General features: G+C 70.4%; 24 protein-coding genes and 1 pseudogene. 6 read left to right on the top strand and 19 right to left on the bottom strand.

The window, feature by feature from the left end; genetic code table 11:
• Positions 1–28: 28 nt before the first annotated feature.
• Positions 29–1,435 (top strand): IS256 family transposase, encoded by a 1,407-nt coding sequence (locus OG505_RS10395; protein ID WP_405432840.1) that lies wholly within the window; start codon positions 29–31, stop codon positions 1,433–1,435.
• A gap of 4 nt (positions 1,436–1,439) precedes the next feature.
• Here OG505_RS10395 and OG505_RS10400 read toward each other — a convergent pair whose 3' ends face one another.
• From OG505_RS10400 to OG505_RS10435, 8 genes are all read right to left on the bottom strand, one after another.
• Positions 1,440–2,126, bottom strand: a complete 687-nt coding sequence (locus OG505_RS10400) for a transposase (protein ID WP_405432841.1) — start codon at positions 2,124–2,126, stop codon at positions 1,440–1,442.
• Positions 2,127–2,374: 248 nt separating this feature from the next.
• Complete coding sequence (locus OG505_RS10405; protein ID WP_405427136.1) at positions 2,375–3,292, bottom strand: IS982 family transposase; 918 nt, start codon at positions 3,290–3,292, stop codon at positions 2,375–2,377.
• 175 nt (positions 3,293–3,467) lie between these two features.
• Complete coding sequence (locus OG505_RS10410) at positions 3,468–3,917, bottom strand: HIT family protein (protein ID WP_405432842.1); 450 nt, start codon at positions 3,915–3,917, stop codon at positions 3,468–3,470.
• Positions 3,918–4,093: 176 nt separating this feature from the next.
• Positions 4,094–5,329, bottom strand: a complete 1,236-nt coding sequence (locus OG505_RS10415; RefSeq protein ID WP_405432843.1) for an RNA polymerase sigma factor — start codon at positions 5,327–5,329, stop codon at positions 4,094–4,096.
• Complete coding sequence (locus OG505_RS10420) at positions 5,326–5,649, bottom strand: YciI family protein (protein ID WP_405432844.1); 324 nt, start codon at positions 5,647–5,649, stop codon at positions 5,326–5,328. Before OG505_RS10420 ends, OG505_RS10415 begins: the two co-directional genes overlap by 4 nt.
• A gap of 54 nt (positions 5,650–5,703) precedes the next feature.
• Positions 5,704–6,312 (bottom strand): dihydrofolate reductase family protein, encoded by a 609-nt coding sequence (locus OG505_RS10425; RefSeq protein ID WP_405432845.1) that lies wholly within the window; start codon positions 6,310–6,312, stop codon positions 5,704–5,706.
• A gap of 217 nt (positions 6,313–6,529) precedes the next feature.
• Positions 6,530–7,561, bottom strand: a complete 1,032-nt coding sequence (locus OG505_RS10430) for an NAD(P)-dependent alcohol dehydrogenase (protein WP_405432846.1) — start codon at positions 7,559–7,561, stop codon at positions 6,530–6,532.
• A complete protein-coding gene (locus tag OG505_RS10435; protein ID WP_405432847.1) occupies positions 7,558–7,980 on the bottom strand; it encodes a hypothetical protein in 423 nt (140 codons plus the stop codon). Before OG505_RS10435 ends, OG505_RS10430 begins: the two co-directional genes overlap by 4 nt.
• 117 nt (positions 7,981–8,097) lie before the next feature.
• On the opposite strand from OG505_RS10435, the gene OG505_RS10440 reads away from it, so the two are divergent.
• Together OG505_RS10440 and OG505_RS10445 are read left to right on the top strand one after the other, a co-directional pair.
• Positions 8,098–8,901 carry a helix-turn-helix domain-containing protein gene (locus OG505_RS10440; protein ID WP_405432848.1) on the top strand — a complete coding sequence of 268 codons (804 nt, stop codon included), beginning with the start codon at positions 8,098–8,100 and terminating at the stop codon, positions 8,899–8,901.
• Positions 8,902–9,280: 379 nt separating this feature from the next.
• Complete coding sequence (locus OG505_RS10445; RefSeq protein ID WP_405432849.1) at positions 9,281–10,006, top strand: aminoglycoside phosphotransferase family protein; 726 nt, start codon at positions 9,281–9,283, stop codon at positions 10,004–10,006.
• On the opposite strand, the pseudogene OG505_RS10450 reads toward OG505_RS10445, so the two are convergent.
• From OG505_RS10450 to rox, 3 genes and pseudogenes are all read right to left on the bottom strand, one after another.
• Positions 9,982–10,213: pseudogene (locus OG505_RS10450) on the bottom strand (hypothetical protein); the annotation flags it as partial. The gene OG505_RS10445 and the pseudogene OG505_RS10450 overlap by 25 nt on opposite strands.
• Positions 10,214–10,283: 70 nt before the next feature.
• Entirely contained in the window at positions 10,284–12,185 is a 1,902-nt protein-coding gene (locus tag OG505_RS10455; protein WP_405432850.1) for a S9 family peptidase, read from the bottom strand.
• 80 nt (positions 12,186–12,265) lie between these two features.
• Positions 12,266–13,690, bottom strand: coding sequence for a rifampin monooxygenase (gene rox, locus OG505_RS10460; RefSeq protein WP_405434448.1), 1,425 nt, complete (start codon positions 13,688–13,690; stop codon positions 12,266–12,268).
• 331 nt (positions 13,691–14,021) lie between these two features.
• On the opposite strand from rox, the gene OG505_RS10465 reads away from it, so the two are divergent.
• Both OG505_RS10465 and OG505_RS10470 read left to right on the top strand, forming a co-directional pair.
• Entirely contained in the window at positions 14,022–14,498 is a 477-nt protein-coding gene (locus OG505_RS10465; RefSeq protein WP_405432851.1) for a hypothetical protein, read from the top strand.
• A gap of 95 nt (positions 14,499–14,593) precedes the next feature.
• Positions 14,594–15,169 (top strand): maleylpyruvate isomerase N-terminal domain-containing protein, encoded by a 576-nt coding sequence (locus tag OG505_RS10470; protein WP_405432852.1) that lies wholly within the window; start codon positions 14,594–14,596, stop codon positions 15,167–15,169.
• Positions 15,170–15,193: 24 nt separating this feature from the next.
• Here OG505_RS10470 and OG505_RS10475 read toward each other — a convergent pair whose 3' ends face one another.
• The 8 genes from OG505_RS10475 to OG505_RS10510 all read right to left on the bottom strand — a co-directional run bounded on the left by OG505_RS10475 (position 15,194) and on the right by OG505_RS10510 (position 23,656).
• Positions 15,194–16,480, bottom strand: coding sequence for an amino acid adenylation domain-containing protein (locus OG505_RS10475; protein WP_405432853.1), 1,287 nt, complete (start codon positions 16,478–16,480; stop codon positions 15,194–15,196).
• Positions 16,477–17,685: a cytochrome P450 gene (locus OG505_RS10480; protein WP_405432854.1), complete on the bottom strand. Its 1,209-nt coding sequence runs from the start codon at positions 17,683–17,685 to the stop codon at positions 16,477–16,479. The genes OG505_RS10475 and OG505_RS10480 overlap by 4 nt, the downstream gene beginning before the upstream one ends.
• Positions 17,682–17,918 (bottom strand): phosphopantetheine-binding protein, encoded by a 237-nt coding sequence (locus OG505_RS10485; protein ID WP_405432855.1) that lies wholly within the window; start codon positions 17,916–17,918, stop codon positions 17,682–17,684. Before OG505_RS10485 ends, OG505_RS10480 begins: the two co-directional genes overlap by 4 nt.
• Positions 17,890–18,984: a hypothetical protein gene (locus OG505_RS10490; protein WP_405432856.1), complete on the bottom strand. Its 1,095-nt coding sequence runs from the start codon at positions 18,982–18,984 to the stop codon at positions 17,890–17,892. The genes OG505_RS10485 and OG505_RS10490 overlap by 29 nt, the downstream gene beginning before the upstream one ends.
• Positions 18,977–20,308, bottom strand: coding sequence for an MFS transporter (locus OG505_RS10495; protein WP_405432857.1), 1,332 nt, complete (start codon positions 20,306–20,308; stop codon positions 18,977–18,979). The genes OG505_RS10490 and OG505_RS10495 overlap by 8 nt, the downstream gene beginning before the upstream one ends.
• On the bottom strand, positions 20,305–21,540 hold the full coding sequence (locus OG505_RS10500) for a condensation domain-containing protein (RefSeq protein ID WP_405432858.1): 1,236 nt from the start codon (positions 21,538–21,540) through the stop codon (positions 20,305–20,307). Before OG505_RS10500 ends, OG505_RS10495 begins: the two co-directional genes overlap by 4 nt.
• Before the next feature lie 221 nt (positions 21,541–21,761).
• Positions 21,762–23,045: an MFS transporter gene (locus tag OG505_RS10505; RefSeq protein WP_405432859.1), complete on the bottom strand. Its 1,284-nt coding sequence runs from the start codon at positions 23,043–23,045 to the stop codon at positions 21,762–21,764.
• A gap of 134 nt (positions 23,046–23,179) precedes the next feature.
• Positions 23,180–23,656: a DUF1992 domain-containing protein gene (locus OG505_RS10510; RefSeq protein ID WP_405432860.1), complete on the bottom strand. Its 477-nt coding sequence runs from the start codon at positions 23,654–23,656 to the stop codon at positions 23,180–23,182.
• A 212-nt stretch (positions 23,657–23,868) separates the two neighbouring features.
• Between OG505_RS10510 and OG505_RS10515 the strand changes: the two genes are divergently transcribed.
• Positions 23,869–24,519 (top strand): LysE family translocator, encoded by a 651-nt coding sequence (locus tag OG505_RS10515; RefSeq protein ID WP_405432861.1) that lies wholly within the window; start codon positions 23,869–23,871, stop codon positions 24,517–24,519.
• Positions 24,520–24,522: the final 3 nt, after the last annotated feature.

The raw sequence follows: 24,522 nt of genomic DNA on the forward strand, positions 1-24,522 counted from the left end.
TCCGGCTAGCACAGATAGGACCGAGTGGATGAGTTACCCGATGGTGGGCCCGGGCGTGCGGGCTGAGCGCGATGATGCTGGTGAGTTCGCGGAGTTGGTCGATCGGATCGCTGCCGACGGGCCGCGGCTGCCGTTGGCCGGGCAGGGCTTGGACGAGGCCGCTGCGGGCGCGGCGGCTCGTCGGGCGGTGGCTGAGCTGGTCGACGAGCAGGCGTTGGACGCGGTCTTGGCGCAGGTCAAGGGCGATGGGCTGCGGTTGACCGGGCCGGGCGGGTTCCTGTCGGAGCTGGTGAAGGTGGTCCTGGAGCGGGGGCTGCAGGCCGAACTGCGGGAACATCTGGGCTATGCCAAGCATGATCCGGCGGGCAAGGGGTCGGGCAACTCGCGCAACGGGAGCACCGCGAAGACGGTGCAGACCGAGATCGGGCCGGTCGAGGTGAAGGTGCCCCGGGATCGGGCGGGCACGTTCACTCCGATGCTGCTACCGAAGAACGCCCGCCGCCTCGGTGGCCTGTCGGATGTGGTCATCAGTTTGTATGCCGGTGGGATGACCGTGCGGGACATCGCGCATCACCTGCACCGCGTCTACGGCACCGAGGTCGGCCCGGACACCATCTCCACCATCACCGACGAGGTCCTCGACGAGGTCAAGACCTGGCAGCAGCGGCCCTTGGACGAGGTTTACCCGATCGTCTACGTCGACTGCCTGATGGTGAAGGTCCGCGACGGCGGCACGGTGCGCAACAAGGCCTGCTACCTCGTCGTTGGTGTCGGCGCCGATGGGGTCAAGCACGTCCTGGGTATCTGGGTGGCGCAGAGCGAGGGCGCGAAGTTCTGGATGCAGGTCTGCACCGAACTGCGTAACCGGGGCGTGCGCGACGTGCTCATCGCCTGCTGCGACGGGCTCACCGGCCTGCCCGAGGCGATCGAGGCCGTCTGGCCGCACACCACCGTGCAGACCTGCGTGGTGCACCTGATCAGGGCGGCCATGAAGTTCGTGTCCTACACCGACCGCCGCGCGATGGCCGCCGCGCTCAAGGACATCTACACCGCCCCGACCGCCGACGCCGCGGAGACAGCGCTGCTCGCCTTCGCCGACAGTCCGCTCGGGAAGCGCTACCCAGCCGCAGTCGCAGTCTGGGAGAGGGCGTGGGACCGGTTCACCCCGTTCCTCGCGTTCCCACCCGAGGTCCGCCGGATCATCTACACCACCAACGCCATCGAAAGCTTCAACTACCAGATCCGCAAAGTGATCAAGAATCGTGGGCACTTCCCCACCGACGACGCCGTGGTCAAGCTGATCTGGCTGGCCATCGCCGACATCGAGGACAAACGCGCCCGCCAACGCGCCGCCGAAGCCGGCAAACCCCGCACCCAAGCCCGGCAAGCACCACCGCGCCTCGTCGAAGGCGCCGGCGTCCACGGCTGGAAGTAGGCCCTCAACGCCTTGGACATCTTCTTCCCAGGCCGCATCCCCATCGATGTCCGATAGTTAGACAGGATAGGGCGTTACACAGAAATTCGGACAGGCTCTTCGGGTCCCGCTGCCCGCTGATCAGGGCGTCCATCATCGCCCGGCCGGACACCCCGAAGATGTCGCTGGCCACGACCGACAGTTTGATCTGCGCGTCTTCCAGCAGCTTCTCCACCCGGTTCTTCTCCCGACCCCGCTCACCGACCAGATCAACGCGGTAACGGGTCACATCCCGCAGTTGACGGATCGGGGCCGGCGGCACGAAACTCGCCCGGACCATGCCCCGCTCCGCGATCTTGCATAGCCACACCGCATCGAGTTTGTCGGTTTTCGGCCGACCCGGCAGATGTTTGACCTCCCGGGCATTGACCAGCCACACGTCGAACCCGGCCGCCTCCAATAGGTAGAACGGCGGCTTCCAATAGTCTGACGTCGCCTCCATCACGACCCGGGTCACGCCCAGCCCGCCCAGCCAGTCACCCATGGCTTGCAGGGACCGGGTCATCGTGGTGAAGGTACGTACCTCCTGCACCCGCCGCCCGGACCCCGACGGGCTGGGCACCCGCACACAACACACCACCTCGGCCTTGCCGATATCCAATGCCGCGACCCGTTCCACGGCCCGCGCGTCGTCTGGGGTTTCTTCCAACACCGTGAACCTCCCACGCCGAAGCACCATCCGGGCCGGCCGCCCGCAGGAGTCACAGGGACAGGAGCGAAGCTAATCCGCGTGCTCGAAGCAACAGTGAAGGGCCCACAACGTGACTCCCAGCGCCCGACTAGACGACGGCCTGAACGACCAAGGAGGAACGACGTCAACGGGCGACCGAACCCCCATTTTCAGCCCAGGAACGGGCCGCCCACCAGGGCGAAAAAGACTAGATGATTGATTCCAAGGGCTCAGTGGTCGTAGGCGACCAGGGATCTGAGGACGGGCTGGCCGGTGTGCCAGTTGTGCCAGATCGTCGCGGTCAGGGCCAGGACACGCTGCAGAACGCGGACGGTGACGCCGGTGATGGTGCGTCCGCCGTGTCGTTCCAGGTCAAGCTGGCCCTTGAAGGTTTGGTTGACCGATTCGATGCTTTGGCGAAGCGCGCGTAGCAGCGGCCGGCCGGGGCGGGGCGCCTCGCCTTTGTAGGCGGGCCGGATGACGGTGACGTCGCGGGCGTTGAGTTGGGCTTCGGTCGCGGCGTCACGGTAGCCCTTGTCCACGATCAGCAGGAGCCCGTCGGGGTGGGTGAGTAGACCTTGCTGGTCGAGGTCGAACAGGTCGAGTAGCACTTCCCGCTCGTCGGTTTTTGGGGTGGCCAGCGCGAACGCGACGGGCAGCCCATGCACAGTGGTGATGAGGTGCAGGCGTAGTCCCCAGAACCGGCGCGAGTGTGAGGCGCAGTAGCCGTACCCGGCCCAGCCGGCCAGGTGCGAGCGTTTCACGGTCTCCCGGGAGCGGCCGCACTCCACCGGGGTGGAGTCGGCGATACGGACCGGGTGCTGCCACAGGTCGGTGTCCAGCGTCAGGACGCGGATGAGCCGGGTGATCTGGCTGGTCAACGCGCGGAGCCGTTTGTTGTAGCCGGGCTGCTTGGGCATGAACGGGAACAGGTGCCGCAGGTGAGCGCGGGCGTGGCGGACCCACCGGGCCTCGTTCGGATAGCCGAGCAGGACCTGCAGCACCGCTAAGGTGATCAACTCGGCGTCGGTGATCTGCGGGGCCAGGCCGACCACCGGCCGATACCGGGCGTACTGCGGTGACGCCTTCAGCTCGTCATCGATCTTCACGTACAGTGCGGTGGCGAGGGTGTCTCTGTCGACGTGCACGTGGCCTCCATGGTCATCGTTGCTTCGCAACGTCGATCATGGACACCCTCGCTTCGTGTCAGCTACCCCTTGGAATAGATCATCTAGATCATCTAGATCATCCCTACCGCGACTTTCCCGAGCGATAGTCCTCAAGCGCCGGTACGTCCCGCGGTAGGCCTTCGTCACCCGCTCCTCATCCGGCCGGGTCGAGCTGTGCGCGCAGAGCTGCGGCGATGTCATCCTGCCGCGCCTCGTCGAGACGGTCACCCTCGGCGGCGTTCAGGTAGCCGAAGACCCTAGGTCCGCGGCGATCGTCCGGAAGATCGGGCATCCGTGGCACCACGTGAAAGTGCACGTGGGCGAAGCCTTCCTTCTCGGCGAGCTGGATGACGTAGGTCTTCGCGCATCCCGTCACGGCGTGCAGGGCGCGCGACAGCCGGACCTGCCACGTGCCGAGGCTGGCCGCTTCGGCGTCGGACAGCGCGGCGATCGCCGTCACGTGCCGGCGCGGGACGAGCACCAGCCAGCCGGGCAAGGTCGAGTCGAACGCGTGGGCGACCCGCCAGTGCTCGTCGGCGCCGACGAGCTCACGGACGGGCAGGGTGTCGATCTGCCGGTTCTGGTCACAGGTGTAGCAGTCCACACTCGAACACTAATGCCCCGGCCTCCTGCGGTTGAGGCCTCGTCGCAGGTGGGCACCCGCGCGGCAGCCCGGATGGTCGACGTCGATGAGAAGCGGGCCGATCCGAGTCAAGAGCGGGTCCCTGGATGGGGTTCGCCGTGCAGGAGTTGCTTCGGACGGTCCGGGATTCGTGGGCGCTACCGCAGTTGGTCGCGGCGGCGGGTCAGGTTGGCGGTCTGGGCGGTGTTGCCGGCCAGCTCGATGGCTTTGTCGTAGGCCGCGCGCGACTGCTCACTGTGGCCCAGCCGGCGCAGCAGGTCGGCGCGGGTCGCATGGTAGGCGTGATAGCCGGCCAGCTTGTCCTCAAGACGGTCGACGGCCGCCAGCGCCACCTCCGGTCCGTCGAGCTCGGCGACCGCGACGGCCCGGTTGAGGGCGACGATCGGCGAGGAGTCGAGGTGGACGAGTTGGTCGTAGAGGGCGATGACCTGCGACCAGTCGGTGTCGCGGATGTCGCGGGCGGAGGTGTGCACGGCGTTGATCGCGGCGAGGATCTGGTAACGGCCCGGAGCCACTCCGGCGGCGGCAGCGGCGAGGCGTTCGCGCACGAGCCGGTGGCCCTCGGCGATCAGCGCCTTGTCCCAGGCCCCACGGTCCTGCTGGTCGAGGGTGACCAGTTCGCCGCTGGCCGAAACCCGAGCGGTGCGGCGGGCCTCGGTGAGCAGCATCAGCCCCAGCAGCCCGGCCACCTCACCGTCCTGCGGCAGCAGAGCGCGGACCAGGCGGGTGAGCCGGATCGCCTCGGCGGTCAGGTCGTGACGTACGGGATCGGTGTCGGGGCCGGTCGCCAGGTAGCCCTCGTTGAAGACGAGATACAGCACGGCGAGTACGCCGGAGACGCGTCCCGGGAGATCCTCCGCGGACGGCACCCGATAAGGGATCCGAGCCGCCTTGATCTTGGCCTTGGCGCGGGTGATTCGCTGTTCCAAGGTGGTCGCCGGCACCAGGAAGGCGCGGGCGATCTCGGGCACGGTCAGGCCACCGAGCATGCGCAGGGTCAGCGCCACGCGGGCTTCCATCGCCAGCGCCGGGTGACAGCAGGTGAAGATCAGCCGAAGCCGGTCGTCGTCGATGGCGCCGAGAGGCTCGGCTGGGGAGTTGTCGTACACCATCTGAGCCTCCTTGTGTTTGTCGTCGCGCTTGTTCTCGCGCCGGATCCGGTCGATGGCCTTGCGAACGGCGGTGGTGGTCAGCCAGGCGCCGGGGTTGGGAGGTACGCCGTCGGCCGGCCACCGCTGCACGGCGCTCGCGAACGCCTCGGCCGCTGCCTCCTCGGCGATGTCGAGGTCACCGAACCGTCGGGTCAGCGAGGCGACCACCCGGGCCCACTCGTCTTGGTGGACCCGGGTGATCGCCTCCTCGATGTCGCTCACTGGAACGGCCGCACCTCGACCTTGCGATCGCAGACCTTCGACGCCTCGGTGGCGAGCTTGAGCGCCACATCCAGATCGGGGGCCTCCCACACCCAGACGCCGGCGAGGTACTCCTTCGACTCCACGAAAGGCCCGTCGCTGAACACCGCGTGCTCGCCCCGGTTGTCGATGACGGTGGCCGCGGTGGTGTCCGCGAGTCCGCCCGCGAAAACCCAGTAGCCCTCGGCGATCAGTCGTTCGTTGAACGCGCTGATGGCAGGCTGCCGGTCCGTGCTACCGGGATTGCTCTTGTCGTCGATGACGGAAACCAGGTACTGCATCTGAAGATCATCTCCTGTGGTGTCCGGACAGCGTGGTTCGGTGGTACGGGGACTTCAGGACGTTGCATACCGCGGGCGACCGGCCGGCCGGTAGACCTGGATCGACACGCCCTTCGTGTCGACCCGAGACTCGACCAGGTCGAGCGCAAGATCCGGACCGGTCTCCGGGAACAGTCTCGCGCCCTGGCCGAGGATCACCGGGATCACGATCAGAGTCATCTCGTCGACCAGATCGTTCGCCAGCAGCCACCGGATCAGGGCGCCACTGCCGTGCACCTGCAGTTCACCCCCGGGCTTGGCCTTCAGCTCGTTGATGGCCGCCGCGAGGTCACCGCCGAGTACGGTCGTGTCCTCCCAACGCGGCGCGGTGAGCGTGGACGAGGCAACGTACTTGGGGGCCTCCTTCAGGGCCACGCCGATGGGATGTACGCGCATCTGCCCGACCGATCCCCAGGAGCTGGCGAACAACTCGTAGGTGCGCCGGCCGAACAGGAACGCTTCGGCGCGCTGGTAGGTCTGCGTGATGAACGTCCTGGTCCCGTCGTCACCCGCCCCCCGGGCCCATCCGCCGCGCTCGAATCCGTTCCTGCGGTCATCCGACACGGCGCCGTTTCCCTGCATCACTCCATCGAGGGTGACCTGGGTCATGGTCGTCAGCTTCATGATCGCGGTTCCTTCACCTTGGCGCCGCCCCTCGCGGGCGGCCTCACTCCTGCCACGAACACCACCGCCCCGATCCGACACCCGGTCCCGGACTTCTTTGAAGAATTTCCGGGACGCCGGTCGTCAGCACTCCGACGACACGACAGTTTCGCGGCAGCTCCGCTCCGCCTCCTCGCCGATGAGCGTGCGTGGCGGATTGCGCCGCCACGCACGCCGGTCATCGGATTTCGATGATGACCTTTCCGAACGGCCTGGCCGATTCGTAGTACCGGAACGCCGCCCCGGCTTCCTCGAAGGGGAACACCAGGTCGATGACGGGCCGAACCTGGTGCGCGGCGATGATCTCGTTCAGCTGGGTGAACTGCGCGCGACTTCCGACTGCCAACGCCCGGACCGTCGCGGCGACACCGAACAGCAGGCGAGGGTCGAGTGGTGGCCAGTCTCCGGACAGGGACCCGACGAACGCGACGTGCCCGTTGACGGCAAGTGACTTCAGTGACTGCTCCAATGTTCCGGCAGTGTCGACGACCCGGTCGACCCCTCGCCCGCCGGTGATGTCGCGGACCGCGTTGTGCCAGTCGGGAACGGCGCGATAGTTGACGACCCCGTCGGCGCCCAGGTCACGAAGGCGCTGCTCCTTCTCCGCCTGGCCGGTCGTGGCGATCACTCGCGCGCCGCGAAGTGTGGCCAGTTGTACCGCGAACAGTGATACGCCGCCCGAGCCGGTCGTCAGTACCGTGTGCTCCGGTTGGATCCCCGGACCGTCCCCGGTCAGCGCGTTCCACGCCGTGACTGCGGCGCACGGCAACGTCGCGGCCTCGGCGTAGGAGAGGTGTTCAGGGATCGGGACGAGGGCTTGCTCCGGCAGGACGACGAGTTCGGTGAGCATGCCGTCGAGGGAGCCTCCCAGTTGTGGCAGGAGTGACGGTTTCAGGGGACCGTCCAGCCATTGCGGAAACAGCGCGGCGGTCACCCGGTCACCCGGTCGCACCCGCTCAACACCTGGGCCCACGGCGATGACCCGCCCGGCACCGTCGGAGACGGGAATGACGTCCGGTTTGACCGGCAGCACGTACTGCCCACGCAGCACCAGCAGATCGCGGAAGCTGAGCGACACGGCGTGGACCGCGACTGCGACCTCACCGACACCTGGCGTGCGCGGTTCGTGGCTGCGCAGCGACAGGCCATCGATGCCGTCGCCGCTGTTGACGTGATAGCTGCGCACGGACGGGGGCAGCGTCGCCGTCATCCTTCGATGAACTGGTAGTCGCTGACGATGCGCCCGTCCGCGCCGAGCACGAGGATCTCCAGCCCGACACCGGCCACGTCGCCACCGTCGCGCGGCACCATCTCCCAGCGAAACTTGACCATGTCGTGGAGCCGCTCGGCATCACCGCGGGAGCGGAACACGAAAGTGCCCGGGGCGACGAACTCCTCGTACGCGCGCCGCACCCGCACCTCCAGTTCGTCATGCCCGCGCGCCTCCAAGACGAGACGATCGAACCCCAGGCCCTCGGCGGCCTGTCGCATCTCTTGAGGCGGCTGCAGGACATGGATCCCGTCGGTGGACCAGAGCTCGCGAACGGCCACGCGGCGATGGTCCGGGTCCGGTTCGCTCCACACCGCGACGTAGCGGTCGGTGAGGTTCTTCAGGTCGATGTCAGTCATGGTGATCTTTCGGGTCGTGGATGATCGTTGCGACCACGACTGTTCTGCGCCGGACGCGCCGCGACAATTCCCTGGAGGGAATCGCCAACCGGCCGCGACACCCGGTACACAGGTAAAGTGATCACCGAATCCGCGAGCGGCGGACTCGCGGCCGCGTTGCGCACTTGGCGCACCCGACGACGCGTCAGCCAACTCGAACTGGCAGTGCGCGCCGGCACCACGCAACGGCACGTCAGCTTCATCGAGAGCGGACGCTCGACCCCCGGCCGGGCGATGATCATACGGCTGGCCGAGTCGCTCACCGTGCCGATCCGCGAACGCAACGAACTGCTCCTCGCCGCAGGATTCGCGCCCGCGTACCCACAGACCGACCTGGACGATCCCCAGTTGGCGCCGGTCCGGACCGCCCTTGAGCGCGTCCTGCACGGCCACCTGCCGTACCCGGCTGTGATCGTCGACCGGCACGGCGACCTCATCTCCGCCAACGCCGGCTTCCACATGATCACTCGCGGAGTGGACCCACACCTGCTCACCCCACCCGTGAGCGTTCCCCGAGTCCTGCTGCATCCCCGCGGCCTCGCACCCCGCATCGTCAACCTCGACGAATGGGCCTGGCACGTCATCGACAGCGTCCAGGCCGAAAGCGTCCGCAACCCCAGTGACCGGCTCCAGCGCCTCGCCGAGGAACTCGTCGACCTGGCACCCCCGCGGCCACGGCAACTCTCGCCACACCACCTCGGGTTCGCGGTGCCGCTGCACCTGCGCACGAGCAGCGTGGACAGCCGGGAACTGCGGCTCATCACCACACTCACCCACTTCGGTACCGCCACCGACGTCACCATCGCCGAGCTGCGACTGGAAGCATTCCTACCTGCCGACGAAGCGACCAGCGCCGCACTGACCGAGCTCGTCACGTGGTGAACACCATCCGCTCATGCCGCCCTGCGTACGCGCTGGCTCGTCATAGTCGGTGATGGGCTCCGCACTGATCTGCCGTGCGGCTGGCGCTCAACACGATGCTGAACAGCAGTCGCGATCCCATGCGTACACCATCCTGCCGCCTTACGCACAATAACTGTCATTATGGTGCTTGAGCGTTTCGCACCTTTCGTCCCAGGTAGTTAACGGATTATCGTTATCAGTTATCCATTAATTAGCTCCGCTGGGCCTCGGCCCTCCGCGTCAGCCCGCCTCGGGAACGCGGTGGCTTTGCCGGCCCCACGCGCTGAGGATGTCGGCATGAATGACCACAGCGCGAACGCGGTCGGCGAGCAGGAGGAAGCGCTACCCGGGGGGCAACATGGGGGCGGCCACACGTGTCGGTGTCACGGTTCGACGCGGTGCCGGGGCCTGGAGCCCGACGATTCAACGCCTGCTACGACATCTGCATGAGCGTGGCGTCACCTGGGCGCCGCAACCGCTCGGGACCGATGAGCACGGACGAGACAGCGTCTCGTATCTGCCGGGCATCGTGCCGCGGTACCCGTTGCCGGACTGGATCTGGAGTGATGGCGTCCTCACCGACGCAGGTCTCCATCTCGCACACCTTCACCACGCCAGCGCCAGCTTCGACACCGTCGGCGGAGTTTGGCAGTGCCCGGTGCGACAGCCAGCTGAGGTCATCTGTCACAACGACTTCGCGCCGTACAACATGGTCTTCATCGACCGGCGGCTCACTGGAGTCATCGACTGGGACACGGCCTCGCCCGGTCCCCGGTCGTGGGATCTGGCCTACCTTGCCTACCGGCTGGTGCCGCTGGCCCATCCCGACAACGGCGACGCAATCAACAGTGACCTGGTCGAGCGGGCACGCCGGCTGCGCGTGCTCTGCAATGCCTACGGCTCGGGGCAAGACCCCGCTCACGTCCTCCAGGTCGCGGTCCATCGGCTACACGACCTCGCCGCCTTCACCGAGGCGCGGGCCGATCAGGGACAGGAGGACATTCGCAGTCACGTCGGGCTCTACCGACGCGACGCGAGGTGGATCACCGCGCACGCCGATCAGTTGGGCCGGGATGTCGCATAGGGCGTGTCCTGTCGACATGGAAGCCAGATGACTGCAGCGATCAGGACAAGGCTCGCCCGGCGGAGGGATGCGCGTGTGGCGTAGCGGGGTAGCCAGGTCACGCCACTGTTTGAACCGGTTGAAGCAGCGTTCCACGACGTTGCGCTTCTTGTAGATCGCCTTGTCGAAGGTTGGCGGTCGTCCGCCGGTGCTGCCCTTGGCTGTTCGGCCAGGGCGCCGGCGGGACCTTGCGGGCACCGGTGGCGTACAGCCCGTCCAGCCCCGCAGTCAGCTCAGGTCAGGTCCGGAGCCAGCGATCAAACCAGGCGCGGGTCCGGTGCAGGACGTCGAGTTGGTGGTGGCGTTCCCGGATCGAGTGGCCCTCTCTCGGGTAGATCACGAACTCGTGCTCGACGTCGAAGTGGCGCAGCGCCCGGTGGAGGTACACGGCCTGTCCGAGGGGAACGTTCGTGTCCTCGGCGCCGTGCAGGATGAGCACCGGAGTGCGGATGTTGCTGGCGAAGGAGATCGGGCTGACCGCGTCATGTGGGTGGGGACCGATGCCGGACCAGCCGGTGCTGCCGCCGAGTGCGGCTTCGAACTGGCCGTTCTCCCCGGTCGCGGCGAGCATGCCCCAGTCGATGATCCCGGCGCCGACCAGCGCGGCGCGGAACCGGTCGGTCTGGCCGACGGCCCAGGCGGACATGAAGCCGCCGTGGCTCCAGCCGGCGATGCCCAACCGGTCGGGGTCGGCGATGCCCTCGGTGATGAGCAGGTCGATGCCGGTCAGGATGTCGGTCCACTCCTGTTGCCCGACCCGACCGGCGACGCTGGCGGCGAACTGGTGGCCATGGCCCTGGCCGCCGCGCGGGTTGGGCAGCAACACCGCGTAGCCCGCGGCGGCCAGCCACTGCGCGCTGGGAAACCAGAACAACTGGCACCGATCGGCGTAGCGATCGTACGGGCCTCCGTGCACGATCGTGACCAGCGGAAACGGGCCTTCCGACGCGGTTCTTCCGACCGGCAGCACGAACAGGCCGTCCAGGTCGAGGCCGTCGGCGGCCTGGTACGCAAGCGGTTGTTGCGTGCCGAGTGCGATGCCGTCCAGTTCCGGGCGGATGGTGGTGATCCTGCGTAGCGGACCGGTCGGCCGTCCGACATGGACGTTCGGGTGCTGATAGCGGGTGCCGGCGAGCACAGCGATGTCCTCGCCGGTGGGGGTGGTGGTGAGATCGTCGAGGCGTCCGGGGTGGTGTGACAGGGTCGTGACGTCGGTGGGGTCGAGCCGGGCCAGGGTCGTGTGCAGGCCGTCGGCGAACACGACGAGCGGTGCGGCGTCGGTCTGGCAGAGTTGGGTGGGGCACATCGAGAGGCCTGCGGTGCGGTTGCGCCGAACGCCGCTGTCCACCGACAGGTCGAACACGGCGGTGCCGGCGTGCAGCACCGGTGGGGTGAGCGCGACGTACCCGAGGTGCCAGCCGTCCTCACCCGGCCACCAGGCCAGAGATCGGGCGTCGGCCTCGACCGGTCCGACATCCTCCGCAAGCCCGGTCGTGGGGTCGAACAGGTGCAGGTGGCCGGTGCGCGGGCCGTAGTCGTTGTCGGCGCTGACCCCGGTCAGCACGGCGAGTGGGCCACCGTCGGGACGTTGCCGCAGTTCCGCGACGTGCCGGTCACCGAACACCGCCGGGGTGGTGACCCGGCCGGTGCGCAGGTCGAGCAGGCGCAGCCGGGCCCGAGGTTCGCGCTCGCCGACGACGATGACGTCGTCGCGGTCCCGGGCGCGGCGCGCGTCCTGCTCGGTGGGTTCGTCCTCGGTGAGCAGGACGACCAGGTTGGGGTCGGTGAGTGGCAGGTGGTCGAGGACGCCGACAAGCCAGCGGGTCAACGTGGTGATGGTGCCGTCGGCGAGGGTGAGCGCGTGCAACTGCGGGGTGCCGCGCTCGGCGCGGTCGGACAGGTAGAACAGCGTCTCCGAGTCGACCGACCAGCGTGGACGGGATTCGGTTGCGGTGTCGGCGGTCGCCCGGCGCGGCGCGACGGCGTCATCGGTGTCGACCAGCCACAGTTCGGTGTCGAGGTGGTCACCGGTCCGGCTGAGGGGCGCCACGACGTAGCAGAGCAGGCGCCCGTTCGGGGCGAGCACCGGGGACTGCGGGCCGCGGCCATCGACCACTAGCTCGGCGGTCAGTCCTGTCACGCGATCAGTCTGCCAGCATCGACAGGCCCGTGCGGAGGAGCGGACCGGGCACGCGAGCATGCCCGGTCCGCTCCCGGACGTTAGTGGGTGGGCTCGCCGAACCAGCGCCCGAGGTGGTCGTCCAGGTCCTGCTGGTCGTCGCCGATCCAGACGACGTGACCGTCGGGGCGTACCAGAACACACGGGACGTCCAGTGCCGCCGTGGGATCCGCGAGGTGGTCGACCCGGTCCGACCAGCCGCTGACGGTCAGGCGCTCGGTGCGGTCCAGCAGCAGGCCGCGTCCGCGATGCAGCAGGCCGTAGAGGTGGCCCTGGCGCACGTCGATGTCGCGCAGGCGGCGGCCGAGCAGGTCGGGGCCCTCGCCGACCTCGTAGCGGATCCCGGTCCCGGCGATCTTCTCGATCAGATGGCGGTTCACCTCGTCGAAGTCCATCAGTTCGGTGAACAGCCGCCGCAGCGCCTGCGGACCCGGCTCGGTGGACAGCAGCTCGGTCTGGGCGCGGGTGTTGTCCAGCACGTCCGCGGCGACCGGATGACGTTCGGCCTGGTAGGTGTCGAGGAGTGTCTCCGGCGCCCAGCCGCGGACCTGTGCGGCCAGTTTCCAACCGAGGTTGAACGCGTCCTGAACCCCCAGGTTGAGGCCCTGTCCGCCGATGGGGGGATGGATGTGGGCGGCGTCGCCGGCCAGCAGCACCCGCCCGACCCGGTAGCGTTCGGCCAGCCGGGTGGCGTCCCCGAAGCGGGACATCCAGCGCGGGGAGTGCACGCCGAAGTCGGTTCCGGCGACGGCCCGCAAGTGCTGCCTGAAGTCCTCAAGGGTGGGCGGTTGGGCGCGGTCGCTGACTCCCGCGGCGGGGACCAGGACGCTGTAGACGCCGCCGCCGAACGGCCGGAGCCAGAATCGGTGCTGGGTCTCGCGGATCTCGGCCACCCTGGCGGCGATCTCCTCCGGCGGCACACCCACCTCCATCTCGCCCATCAGCGTCTCGCTTCGCGCTGGCTCACCGGGGAAGCCGACGCCGACGAGTTTGCGCACCGTACTGCGTCCGCCGTCGCAGCCGACGAGATAGCGCCCACGTAGCTGTTCCCCGTCGGCCAGCTCGACGGTCACACCCTCGTCGTCCTGCTCGACGCCGACGACCGCGCACCCGTGCCGGACCTGCGCGCCCCGTTGGACCGCATGCTCTTCGAGCAGGCGGACGATGACCGGCTGCGGGATGCCCAGCAGATAGGCGTACGCGGAATCCAGGCCCTTGGGCGCGGGTTTGGCGATGGCGGCGAAGAATCCGGCCGCGGGACGACGCCTGCCGTGCGGGAGGATGCGATCCAGCAGTCCCCGCATCGCCATCAGCTCGAGGCTGCGGATGTGCAGACTGACGATCCGGACGAACGAGACGGGCTCGGTCTCCTTCTCCAGGACGAGTACCCGCACGTCGTGCAGCCGCAGCTCGGCTGCCAGCATCGCGCCGGTCGGCCCGCAGCCGGCGATGATCACGTCGAACACGGGGGACGTGCGGGCGGTGCCGGAGGCCGGCGACGGGAGTTCGGAGACGTCGTTCGACGACTGCTCGGCGGTGAAGCGCTGAGAGTGCACAGGTGTTGCCTTTCGGGAGTGCCGCGGTGGCGGAGCGCTCCCGGCGACACCTACGTCGATCGCCCGGCCGCGACGGCGAGGGGGAGCACCCACTTCGATACAACGTTCATGGGTCTCACCTCCTCGGGCGGCGTCACGGTCAGCAGGACGCTACAAGCCACTCGGCGACCCGTCCACTCCGTTATCCGGCCTGGTGCGGTGGGTGGGCCAACGACCGGGTCGAGGCCCGAGCATCTGCGGCATGGACGACCAGCCGACATCCGACCCGACCATGACCCGCATCGGCGAGGCCGTGCAGCTCGGCCGATCAGGGCAGAAGGTCCTCGCCCGCGACGCCCTCACCGCGCTGTGGGACGAGATCGGCGCCGACGGCGACGCCCTCCACCGCTGCACCCTCGCCCACTACCTCGCCGATCTGCAGGACACCTTCGACGCGGAGCTGCGCTGGGACGAGCGGGCCCTGGCCGCCGTGTCCGCGTTGACCGACGAACGCGCCAAGCGTCACCTGTCCTCGCTCCAGGTCCAGGCGTTCCTGCCGTCGCTGTACCTCAACCTGGCCGACTGCCACCGACGCCTGGGCAACGCCGCCCAGGCCCGGGAGCATCTGGCCGGAGCCCGCGAGCACCTGGCGCACCTGCCGGACGACGCGTACGGCGAGGCCATCCGCACCGCCGTACGAGACTTCGCCCCGGACGACCCGACCGACTCACGGCCGTAGCGCGTCGCGGACAGTGGCGGCAGGCGACGCGTTCCACACCTGCCGCTTGATGATCTCGGTTGCGCCGGCCGCTCGGCCCCTGCGAGGGTCGAGCGATGCCAGCCGTGACCGGTGCCGACCTGCGGGAGGCGGCCGACGAGACGACACGGGTGCTGCGCCCGCACCGCGAGCGTGACTGGTCGGTGCCCGCCGGCACGCTCACCTGGAGTTGCTGGACGACCGCCGCGCACATCGCGCACGACCTGCTGGCGTACGCCGGCCAGGTCAGCGGCCTCCCGCGGGACGGCTACCTGCCGTACGACCTGCGGGTCTCCCCCACCGCGAGCCCGGCGCAGGCCCTCACCGTGGTGCGGGCCTGCGCCGGACTGCTCGCTGTCGCGGTCGACAGCGCCGCACCGGACGCGCGGGCCTGGCACTTCGGGCCCTGCGACCCGGCCGGCTTCGCCGCGATGGGGGTGGCCGAGACGCTGCTGCACACCCACGACATCGCCCTCGGGCTCGGCGTGCCGTGGCAGCCGCCGGACCGGCTGAGCGCGCTGGTGTTGCGGCGTCTCTTCCCGGACGCCCCGTCCGGCCCCGCACCCGACGTCCTGCGGTGGATGACCGGTCGCGGCGAGCTGCCAGGCCGGGAGCGGCGCACGTCCTGGCGTTGGCAGGCGGCAGTCGACTGAGCCGCAGCTCAGGGCTCGCGCCGCTCAGCCGTCCGGCCCGCCCAGGGCACGTCGGTCCAGTTTGCCGTTGGGCAGGGCGGGCAACCGCTGCACCCGCTCGAACACCGTGGGCACGGCCACGGCGGGCAGCCGGTCGAGCAGGTGCGCGCGCAGGGCCCTCGGGTCCACCGGCTCGGCGCAGACCACGTACGCCACACCCCGGTAGGGGACGCCGACGCCGGCGAGCAGCACCGCCGGGTGGGCCATCAGGGCGTGCTCGATCTCGGCCGGCTCGACGCGCATCCCGCCGATCTTGAGCTGCTCGTCGACGCGTCCGTGGTACCGGAGCAGTCCGTCGGCACCCAGGCTGACCCGGTCACCGGTGCGGTACACGGGCCCCCCGGACACCACTCCCGGAGAGGAGATGCACAGCTCACCGCCGTCGATCGAGACCGTCGTACCGGGAATCGGCCGACCGATGGGCACCGGATCCTCGCCGACCGCGCACCTGTGCACCGTGCTCCAGACGGTGCACTCGGTGGGGCCGTACTCGTTGTAGAGCGTCGCGTCCGGCATCCGCTGGTGATGCAGGTCGACCAGACCGGGCGGGCAGCTCTCCCCCGCGACGATCACGGTTGTCAGGCTGGGCAGCGACGAGCGCAGCACCAGCCGGTACAGCGACGGCACCATCAGCGTGTGGGTGGGTCGGTGCGCGGCGCCGGCCCGGACCAGGGCCCGCACGTCGAACGGACGGTCGCCCGCGATGATCAGCGTGCCGCCCGTGCACAGAGTCCAGTAGATGCCTGCCACGGAACTGTCGAAGGAGATGGACGAGCACAGCAGAAAACGTCGCGGCGGGCGATCGTAGTACTCCAGGCGGGCGTCGGTCGAGTAGGTCAACGCCGCCCGCGACACCGTGACGGCCTTCGGCACGCCGGTGGAGCCGCTGGTGAACATCGTGTAAGCGTCCGGCCCGTCCCGCCAGCCGGAGCGGGCCGGGCGCAGCGTTGCCAGCACCTCCTCCGTGAGGGTCACGCGCGCACCGCTGGCGTCGGCCATCAGCTCGCGGCGGGCCGCGGGGAAGGCCGCGTCGACCGGGACGTACCGTGCTCCTGCCCGCAGAACACCGAGCATTGCCGCGACGGCCCAGCGGGACAGTCGGGTGTGCACGAGCACCGGCTCCCCGACGGCCACCGCCTGCCGCGCGAGATGGCAGGCGACCGCGCTGCTCAAGCCATCCAGGTCGGCGTACGTGAGGGTCCGCTCGGGATCCACCACGGCCGGCGTCTCTCCACCGGATCGCAGGCGGGCGGCCAGTGTCTCGCAGATCATCGCCGCACGGCCAGGACCGGCATCCGCTTGATCCCGCCCAGCCAGGGTGACGGTATCCGCTCGACGTCGCCCGCCGGCTCGAAGGACGCGAACGTGGCGAAGAGTTCCGTGAAGAAGACGCGCAACGTCAACCGGGCGATGGCCGCGCCGAGGCAGTAGTGCCGTCCGTCGCCGAAGGCCAGGTGCCGGTTCGGGTGCCGGTCGGGGTTGAGCGTGTCGGGGGCGGAGAAGACGCTCTCGTCGCGGTTCGCGGACCGGAGCCACACGACGACGGCGTCGCCGGCAGCGATGCGCGCGTCGCCCAGGGTGGTGTCCCTCGTCGCCAACCGCATGAAGTGCCCGGCCGGCGCGGCGAACCGCAGCGCCTCCTCCACCGCGCGGCCCACCCGCTCGGGGTGCCGGGCCCAGTGCTCGTACCGCCCGGTGCGGATCAGCTCGGTGAGCGTCACGCTCGGCACGTGCGGGATGCTCGCGCCACCGCCGAGAAGCAGGCTGTAGCAGTTGGCCACGATCGCCCCCGGCCGCAGCGGCATGGATCCCAGCAGGTCCACCAGGTCGCCGCGTGGGCGTCGCCGGTGCCGCAGCATCAGGTTGAGCAGGTACGCGAACAGTTCCCGGTGCCCCCGGTCGAGGGTCGCGGACGGCCCACCCGGCAGCATGACGTCCGGGTCGTGCTCGGTCACCGACATGGCCACCCACCGGGCCAGGGCGGGCCAGTCGGCAGCCGGAATGCCCATCAGCGGCCCTAGGAAGGCCATCGGCAGGGTGGCCGTGAGAGCGGCGAAGTCCAGGAGCCCGTCGGCGGGGCGGAGCATGTCCCGCACGAACGAACGGATGGCCGGCTCGTGTCGTGCCACCGCACGCGCGGTCATCTGGCGCTGCAGCGGCCCCCGGACGAGCCCGTGTCGCGGTGGGTCGGTCGCCGAGAACTGCTGGTTCTGCGCCGGCTCCGGCCGGCCGAGCATGCTGAGCACCACTCCGCCGGTCGAGGTGAACCGAGCGTGGTCGGCCAGGACGGTTCGGACGTCGGCGTGGCGGGTGACGGCCCAGAAGCCCGGTCTGCCCTCCACCGGCTGCCAGTCGACGGGATCCCACCGGCGCAGCATCCGCCACGCGGCGTGTGGGTCACCCACAGAGTGCAGGAGGGGGTCGGCGAGGTTGATCCGGCCTGGCGGCCGGGTGTGGGCGCACGGCGGGATCATCATGCGGCCAGCACCTCGTCCACCAGCTCGGCGATGGTCGGCCGCAGGAACAGCACCGCGGCGTCGAGCTCGACGCCGAACTGCTCGTAGAGGTCCATCAGCAGGTCGGCGGCGAGCAGTGAATCCCCGCCGAGGGCGAAGAAGTCGTCGTCGGCGCCCACCGACGTGACGTTCAGCTTCTCGCTCCAGAGCCGGATCAACTCCGTCTCAAGCTCGGTGCGCGTCGGCACGGACATCCTCCCAACTGTGAATGAAGCGACGGATCAGGGCCTGCATGTCGGCTTGTCGGTGGGAGCGGCGGTACCGCAGGCAGGCGGTGTAGGTGCCGGCCGCGGCCGGTTCGAGCCAGAACGCCAGTCCGTTGACGGGCAGAATCGGCCCGCCCAGCCCGAGGCCCGGCGGGACCGTCAGCGGCTCGATCCCGTCGCCCTCCGGCACCTGGATCACCTCGAACTGGGCCAGGTGGGGCCCGCCGTCGGCGAACAGCGCGTCGGCCTGTGGCACCCCGTCCAGCAGCGTCGGAAACGGGATCTCGTGCGCGTACGCCTCGGCGAACGCGCGGTGCACGGCGCGCACCGTCGGCGTGCGCAGTCGCACCGGCAGCACGTTCATGTACAGACCGACGGTGTTCCATTCGGAGCGCCGCCGGCCGTGCGTGAGCACGGGAATGACGGCCTCACCCGGACCGAGCGGGCTCAGGGCCCGCGCGAACGCGGTGAGCAGGACGACGAACGCTGTGCTGCGCACCGCCCGCGCGACCGCCGCCGCCTCCTGCCGCGTGATGCCGCTCGGCGTCCTGATCTCGGCCGTGCCGTCGCCGTCGTCGTTGGAGCCCGCGGCGAGGGACGGTACGTCGGCGAGCATCTCCCGCCAGAACGGCACGGCACGGCTCATCCGCTCGGGCGTGGGCGTGGTCGTGCCGCTGCGGTGGGTGGCGGGCGCATCGGTCACCGGCAGCAGGACCTCGCGCAGCAGCAGCCGTATCGACCACGGGTCGGACACGTTGTGGTGCGCCACGAGCAGCAACTCGCGACCGGCCAGGTACGCCCACAGCAGGCACCTCGCGTCGGGCGGGTACCGGCCCGCGGCGGCCGCCGCCCACACGTCGTCGACCGTGTTCAGCGCGACCGGCCCCGTGCCCAGGACGGGATGCCGCACCACTACCGCGTCGAGCGCTCGCCGCAGGGCGGCCGGGTCGGGCTCCACGAGCAGTCGGGCCCCGCCCAACGCGACGAACCGGTCAGTGTCCGGCGGCCCACCCGTCCAGGTGAGAATGCGCTGCGCGTACGGCTGATCATCCACCTCGTACACCTCCGATGGCCGTCCCGGCCGGGTCGACCGGCGGCCGCCCCTGCGGCGCCGGGAGTCTCGTCGACGGCGGCCCGCCGTCGGGTGCGGGGGCGTCGTCCGGCAGGTCACGCCACTGCCGCAGCGGCGAGAAGTAGAGCAACAGGCCGGACGCCCACACGCCGAGGGCCGCGACCCACAGCGTCGGCCGTTCCCCCCACCAACTGCCCAGCAGCCCGCCCGCCAGGGCGCCCGCCGGCATCACCCCGAAGATCACGAAGCGGATGGACGCGGTCATCCTGCCCAGCAGCTCGGGCGGGCAGACCCGCTGCCGGTAGCTGACCGCCGCCGCGTTGTAGATGGCGAACAGCGCGCCCATTCCCGCCATGCCGACCGTGTAGGCGGCCGGACCCCAGCCCGGTCTGGCGACGGGCACGAGCAGCACCGTCCAGCCGAGCCCCAGCGGAGCGAGCCAGATGATGCGCGCCGTGCCGACCAGGCGTCCCAGCCGTGCGGACGCCTGGCCGCCGACGATGCCGCCCAGCGTGGTCAACGCCAGCACCACACCGACCAGGTGGTCGCCCAGACGCAGGTCACGCACCAGGTACAGGACCGCGAGCGCGAAGATCATCTGACTGAACAGGTTGAACGACGCCGAGGCCGCCACCAGTCGCGGCATGACCGGGTGCCGGAACACGAAGGCCAGGCCGACGCCCAGCTCACGGCGGAAGTCCCGACGCCGCGCCCTGGCCGGCGGATCCTCACCGCGACGGATCAGCAGGAGGGACAGGGCGTTCACCAGGTAGGCGAGCGCGTCGACGCCGGCGGTACGCGCCACGCCCAGCGCCGACACCAGCGCGCCGCCCACGCCGTACCCGGCGATCTGCGAGACCGAGTACGTGGCCGTCAGCTTGCCGTTGGCGTCGAGCAACTGGTTGCCGGCGACGACCGACGGCAGGAGGCTCTGGTGCGCGGTCTCGTACAGCACGGTGCAGACCCCGGCGAGCAGCGCCACGGTCCACAGGTGCGCCATCGTGATCCAGCCGCCCCACGCGCCGACCGCGACGGTCGCGACCAGTCCAGCCCGCACGAGGTGACAGGCCACCATCAGGGGACGTTTGCGCATCCGGTCCACCCAGACCCCAGCCGGCAGGGAGAGGAACAGGTAGGCCACCATCCGGGTGGCGTTGAGGATGCCGACCTCCACGGCGGAGGCGTCCAGCACGGTGACGGCCAGCAGTGGAATCGCCAGCATCGAGACGGCGTCGCCTACCTCGCTGAAGGTCCGACCGGACCACAACAGGAGGAAGTCGCGGTGTCGCCACAGGCTGCCGCTCATGCCGTGTCCTTGACCGCGCGCAGCAGCAGGTCGGTCATGGTGGTCAGGAGGCGTCGCACCTCGACGCGTCGGTACCCGCCGCGCATCACCCGCACGGTGAGCCGCACCTCGGGGTGCACGTGGGCCATCAGGTAGAAGCTGGGTCCGCTGCGGGCGTGCGGCGGGAGGAACTCGACGCGCGCGGGCGCCGTCTCCGCCGGCGTGGAATCGACCGCGGCGTCGGCCGGCGCCGGGATGATCGTGAAGTAGCTGCCGTGGTCGAGGTCGGTGAGTGCGACGGCGTACGGGTCGTACACGCCGTGCTGCAGGGCGCGTGCCGCCGCGACGTTGACGTCGCGTGCCATCGGGCGCAGCGGACCGTCGGGGTCACACTCGACGAGCATGGGCACCCACTGCGTCAGCGAGGACACCAGGCCGCGCACTGCGGGGTCCATCCGGTTCGCGGACAACTGCCACAACAGGTGATCTGTCCGACCCGTGGTCGCGGCCAGCGTCTGCACGTACACCGTGAGCAGCAGGGTGGGCAGCGTGACGCCCAGACGCCGTGCCGCCTGATGAACAGCGCGGTACGGGATGCCCGTCTGCGCGCGCGCCCGCACCAGGGGTCCTCGCGACACGGCGATCCGCGGTGCCGCGGCGAGGATCCGCTGGCGGTATTCGAGGGCCGCGCTCAGCCGAGCCCGGAACGCGTCGGTGTGCTGGCGTTCGGCGGCTTCCCGTGGCGTGTGGGCTGTGGCGAGGGAGTCGCCGCGCAGCAGCGCGTGGAAGTCGGACTCCAGGATCCGCGTCGCGGCGCCGTCGGCCGCGATGTGGTGGATCACCACGTGGACCTGCGGTGGCTCGCCGTCGCCGGCGGGACGCATCCAGGCCCGCCACGCCGGTTCGGCGCTCAGGTCGAACGGCTCGCGCACGGACGCCGCGCGGAACCGCAGGAGCGGGTCACGCAGGACCACCTGCCGTACCGCGCTGGGCTCGTCGCCAGGTCGGTACACGGTACGCAGCGACTCGTGCCGCGCGGCCAGGGCGGTGAGCGCCTGGCGCAGCTCCTCCTCGCTGGTGCCGGCCGGCGCCGACCAGAGCAGATCCTGGTTGGACTCCCACAGCTGCTCGGTCGGGCGTACCGAGACGGCCCGCCACATCGAGAGCTGCCCCATGGTGAGCGGGTAATGGCCTCGGCCGTGCATGGCTCCTCCAGCGTCGAGGGGGTGGGTGGCCGCCTGCTCGGCGACCACCCACCCGCTTCCAGGGACCTCAGATGGCACAGTCGTTCTTCCGCATCGCCCCCACCTCCCCTCGTACAGAGCCGTCGGCGTCCTCCCGCGGTCAGGTGCGGTCCGGAGGGACGTCGACGTGGTGGAGCGTCACCGTCAGGTCCAGCTGATGCCGCGCGTGCCGACGCTGCGCATGCGCTTCTCCTCTCCCCTGGAGGCGGCCCCGTGCCCGCCCGGTGACCTCAGCGTCGGCCGCCGCCCACGTCGGCGGTAGGGCTGTCGGCGTTCGGAGTCGTTCGGCCTTGTTCGACGGGGTCCTCGAACGTCACCGGCGCGGTGGCACGCCGCCACAGCGGTCCGAGGGCGAGGACGGCCACCGCGCCCGTCAGGCCGCTGAACCCGATCACCGTGGTGGCCGGCCAACGGTCGGCCGCCAGACCCGCCAGGACCATCGCCGCGCCCTGCAACCCACTCAGGCCGGTGATGGCCACCCCGAACGCGCGTCCCCGGTACTGGGCCGGCACTGCCCGCCCGAACAGCGCGTTCAGGGGAATGGCGAAGGCGCTCGCGGCGCCGGCGAGCCCCAACAGCAGGAGCATCACCCACAGCGCCGGGACGAGCCACGCCGCCGTCAGCACCCCGGCCGCCAGCGCGGCCAGGGGAAGGATCAGTCGCGATCGGGCCGCCGGCGGGCAGAGCCGGGTGAGGGCGACCCCACCGAGGGCCATTCCCGTCGGCGCGGCCGCCAGCAACAGCCCCACCGTGGCGGCGCCGCCGCCGTACTGCCGGGCCAGCGGCGCCATCAACCCCTCGGCGGCGTAGGTGAAGGCGCTGGCCGTCCACAGGACGAGGACGTAGGCGCGCAGCCGGGGGTCCGCGACGATCACCCGCAGGCCGCTCGCCCAGCCGCGGCGGGTCGGGCTCAGCGGTGCTCGGGGCGCGGGGCGGGCCCGCACGCCCAGGGCGATCAGCAGCGCGGAGACGAGGAACGTGCCGGCGTCCACCAGCAGCGCGCCGCGCAGCGACAGCAGCGCCACCAGACTCCCGCCGACGGCGAAACCGACCACCTGCACGACCTGGGCGGAGATGTTGTCCACGCCGTTGGCCACCGCGTAACGGTCGCCGTCGAGCACGTCGGGCAGCAACGCCGCCCGCGCGGCCACGAACGGCGGCCGCATCAGGTTGACCGCGAAGAGTAGCGCCACCAGGGCGGGCGCGGGAAGCGCCGGCAGCGCCGCCACGGGAACGAGCGCCGCGCGGGCCAGGTCGCACACGATCAGGATCCGCCGCCGGGGGAACCGGTCGGCGAGGCCGGTCAGCAGCGGCCCGCCGGTCAGCCAGGCCAGATAGGAACTGGCGTACGCGGCGGCTGCCAGGGCCGCCGAGCCGGTCGCGGTGTAGACGAGGTACGCCACGGTGACGGCCGTGAGCTGGTCGCCGGCCAGGGACAGCAGGTACGCCGCGAACAGGTGGCGGTACTCGCGCACCGCGAACACCTCGGCGTACGTCGCGGCGCGTTCGGTCACGTCGCCCCCGTCCCGTCCCCGCGCCTGCGCTCAGGTCGCTCGGTCCAGACCGTAGCGACGCGGCGGTGTTCGGGGACGGGACCAGGTGTTCGGGACCGTTCGGAGCCGTTCGAACCGCCGACGGCCTGCGGGGGTCAGCCCCGACGGCGCCAGCGCAGCCACCAGCCCCGGTGGGCGCGGCGGCCCGGCCCGGTGGCCGTGGCCGGCTCGACGGCGCCCTCGGGCCGGTCGCGCTCGGCACGCCAGCGACGGACGACCTCGTCGGCGTTCACCGGCCGGACGGCCACCCGGGGACCGTCGGGGTTGCGCAGCCAGGCGACGATCTGCGTGTTGAGCTGCCCGACGAAGTCCCGCACGGACTGCTCGGTGGGCAGGTCGCGGACCTCGTCGCGGACCTGCTCGATGCGCCGGCGCAGTTGCAGCGGCGTGGGCAGCAGCAGGTCGCTGGGCAGCCTCTCGCGCTCCAGGAAACTCTTGATCCACCACGACTCGTCGTACGGCATTCCGCGCCCAGGGATCGGCTTGCCCATGCCGGGCAGGTTGTCGAACTCCCCGCGTTGCACGGCTCCCCGGATCTGCGCCTCCACGGCCGCGTCCCACGCCTCGGTCACCCTGCGGCACCTCCCCTGGTCACCGTAACGCGCCGCCTCCGGCCGGCGACACACTCGTCACGGGTCAGCGCGTCCACGCCGGTGGCCATTCCCGGCGCGGTGGTTTCCGCCCGCGTGACGGAATTTCAAGCCACCATCGACCGGGTGGTCCTTCGCCGGCGTGGCCGGCCGGTCTAGGTTCGAGCCAGGCGACGGCGAACGGGGGCAACGCCATGATCGGCGCGGGTGCGCTGCTGGGTATCGTGCTGGTGGCGTTGGGGCTGGTGCTCACGCCCGGCCCGAACATGGTCTACCTGGTCTCCCGTTCGGTGGCGCAGGGCCGCCGCGCCGGGCTGATCTCATTGCTCGGGGTGGCCGCCGGGTTCGGCGTCTACCTGGCCACCGCGGTCGCCGGCCTGGCCGCCGTGTTCGTCCTGGTCCCGACGCTGTACGCGGTGGTGAAGCTGGCCGGCGCCGGCTACCTGCTGTGGCTGGCGTGGCGCACGCTGCGCCCGGGCGGCGGGTCACCGTTCACGCCCGCGCCGCTACCACCGGACCCGCCGCGGCGACTGTTCACGATGGGCCTGGTCACCAACCTGTTGAACCCGAAGATCGCCATCCTGTACGTGTCGCTGCTGCCGCAGTTCGTCGACCCGGCGCGGGGGCACGTGGCCGCGCAGAGCCTGCTGCTGGGCCTGACCCAGATCGCCGTCGCGCTGAGCGTCAACGCGTTGATCGTGCTCAGCGCCGGGGCGCTGGCCGGGTTCTTCGCCCGCCGGCCGGTGTGGCTGCGGGTGCAGCGGTGGGTGACCGGGACGGCCCTGGCCGCGCTGGCCGTTCGCATCGCCACCGACCGGTCCCGCGCGGCGGTCGCCGCGCCCTGACCC

Origin of the sequence: Micromonospora sp. NBC_00617 (assembly GCF_045161355.1) — a bacterium.
Classification (GTDB): domain Bacteria; phylum Actinomycetota; class Actinomycetes; order Mycobacteriales; family Micromonosporaceae; genus Micromonospora.

What these genes read in the sequence shown, in the direction of transcription:
- OG505_RS10495 (WP_405432857.1), bottom strand. Translation starts at nt 20,308, where the DNA reads ATGAGCGGCAGCCTGTGGCGACACCGCGACTTCCTCCTGTTGTGGTCC.
- OG505_RS10475 (WP_405432853.1), bottom strand. Translation starts at nt 16,480, where the DNA reads ATGATCTGCGAGACACTGGCCGCCCGCCTGCGATCCGGTGGAGAGACG.
- OG505_RS10445 (WP_405432849.1), top strand. Translation starts at nt 9,281, where the DNA reads ATGGGGGCGGCCACACGTGTCGGTGTCACGGTTCGACGCGGTGCCGGG.
- OG505_RS10425 (WP_405432845.1), bottom strand. Translation starts at nt 6,312, where the DNA reads ATGAAGCTGACGACCATGACCCAGGTCACCCTCGATGGAGTGATGCAG.
- OG505_RS10485 (WP_405432855.1), bottom strand. Translation starts at nt 17,918, where the DNA reads ATGTCCGTGCCGACGCGCACCGAGCTTGAGACGGAGTTGATCCGGCTC.
- OG505_RS10395 (WP_405432840.1), top strand. Translation starts at nt 29, where the DNA reads ATGAGTTACCCGATGGTGGGCCCGGGCGTGCGGGCTGAGCGCGATGAT.
- OG505_RS10420 (WP_405432844.1), bottom strand. Translation starts at nt 5,649, where the DNA reads ATGCAGTACCTGGTTTCCGTCATCGACGACAAGAGCAATCCCGGTAGC.
- OG505_RS10515 (WP_405432861.1), top strand. Translation starts at nt 23,869, where the DNA reads ATGATCGGCGCGGGTGCGCTGCTGGGTATCGTGCTGGTGGCGTTGGGG.
- OG505_RS10430 (WP_405432846.1), bottom strand. Translation starts at nt 7,561, where the DNA reads ATGACGGCGACGCTGCCCCCGTCCGTGCGCAGCTATCACGTCAACAGC.
- OG505_RS10470 (WP_405432852.1), top strand. Translation starts at nt 14,594, where the DNA reads ATGCCAGCCGTGACCGGTGCCGACCTGCGGGAGGCGGCCGACGAGACG.
- OG505_RS10480 (WP_405432854.1), bottom strand. Translation starts at nt 17,685, where the DNA reads ATGATGATCCCGCCGTGCGCCCACACCCGGCCGCCAGGCCGGATCAAC.
- OG505_RS10435 (WP_405432847.1), bottom strand. Translation starts at nt 7,980, where the DNA reads ATGACTGACATCGACCTGAAGAACCTCACCGACCGCTACGTCGCGGTG.
- OG505_RS10465 (WP_405432851.1), top strand. Translation starts at nt 14,022, where the DNA reads ATGGACGACCAGCCGACATCCGACCCGACCATGACCCGCATCGGCGAG.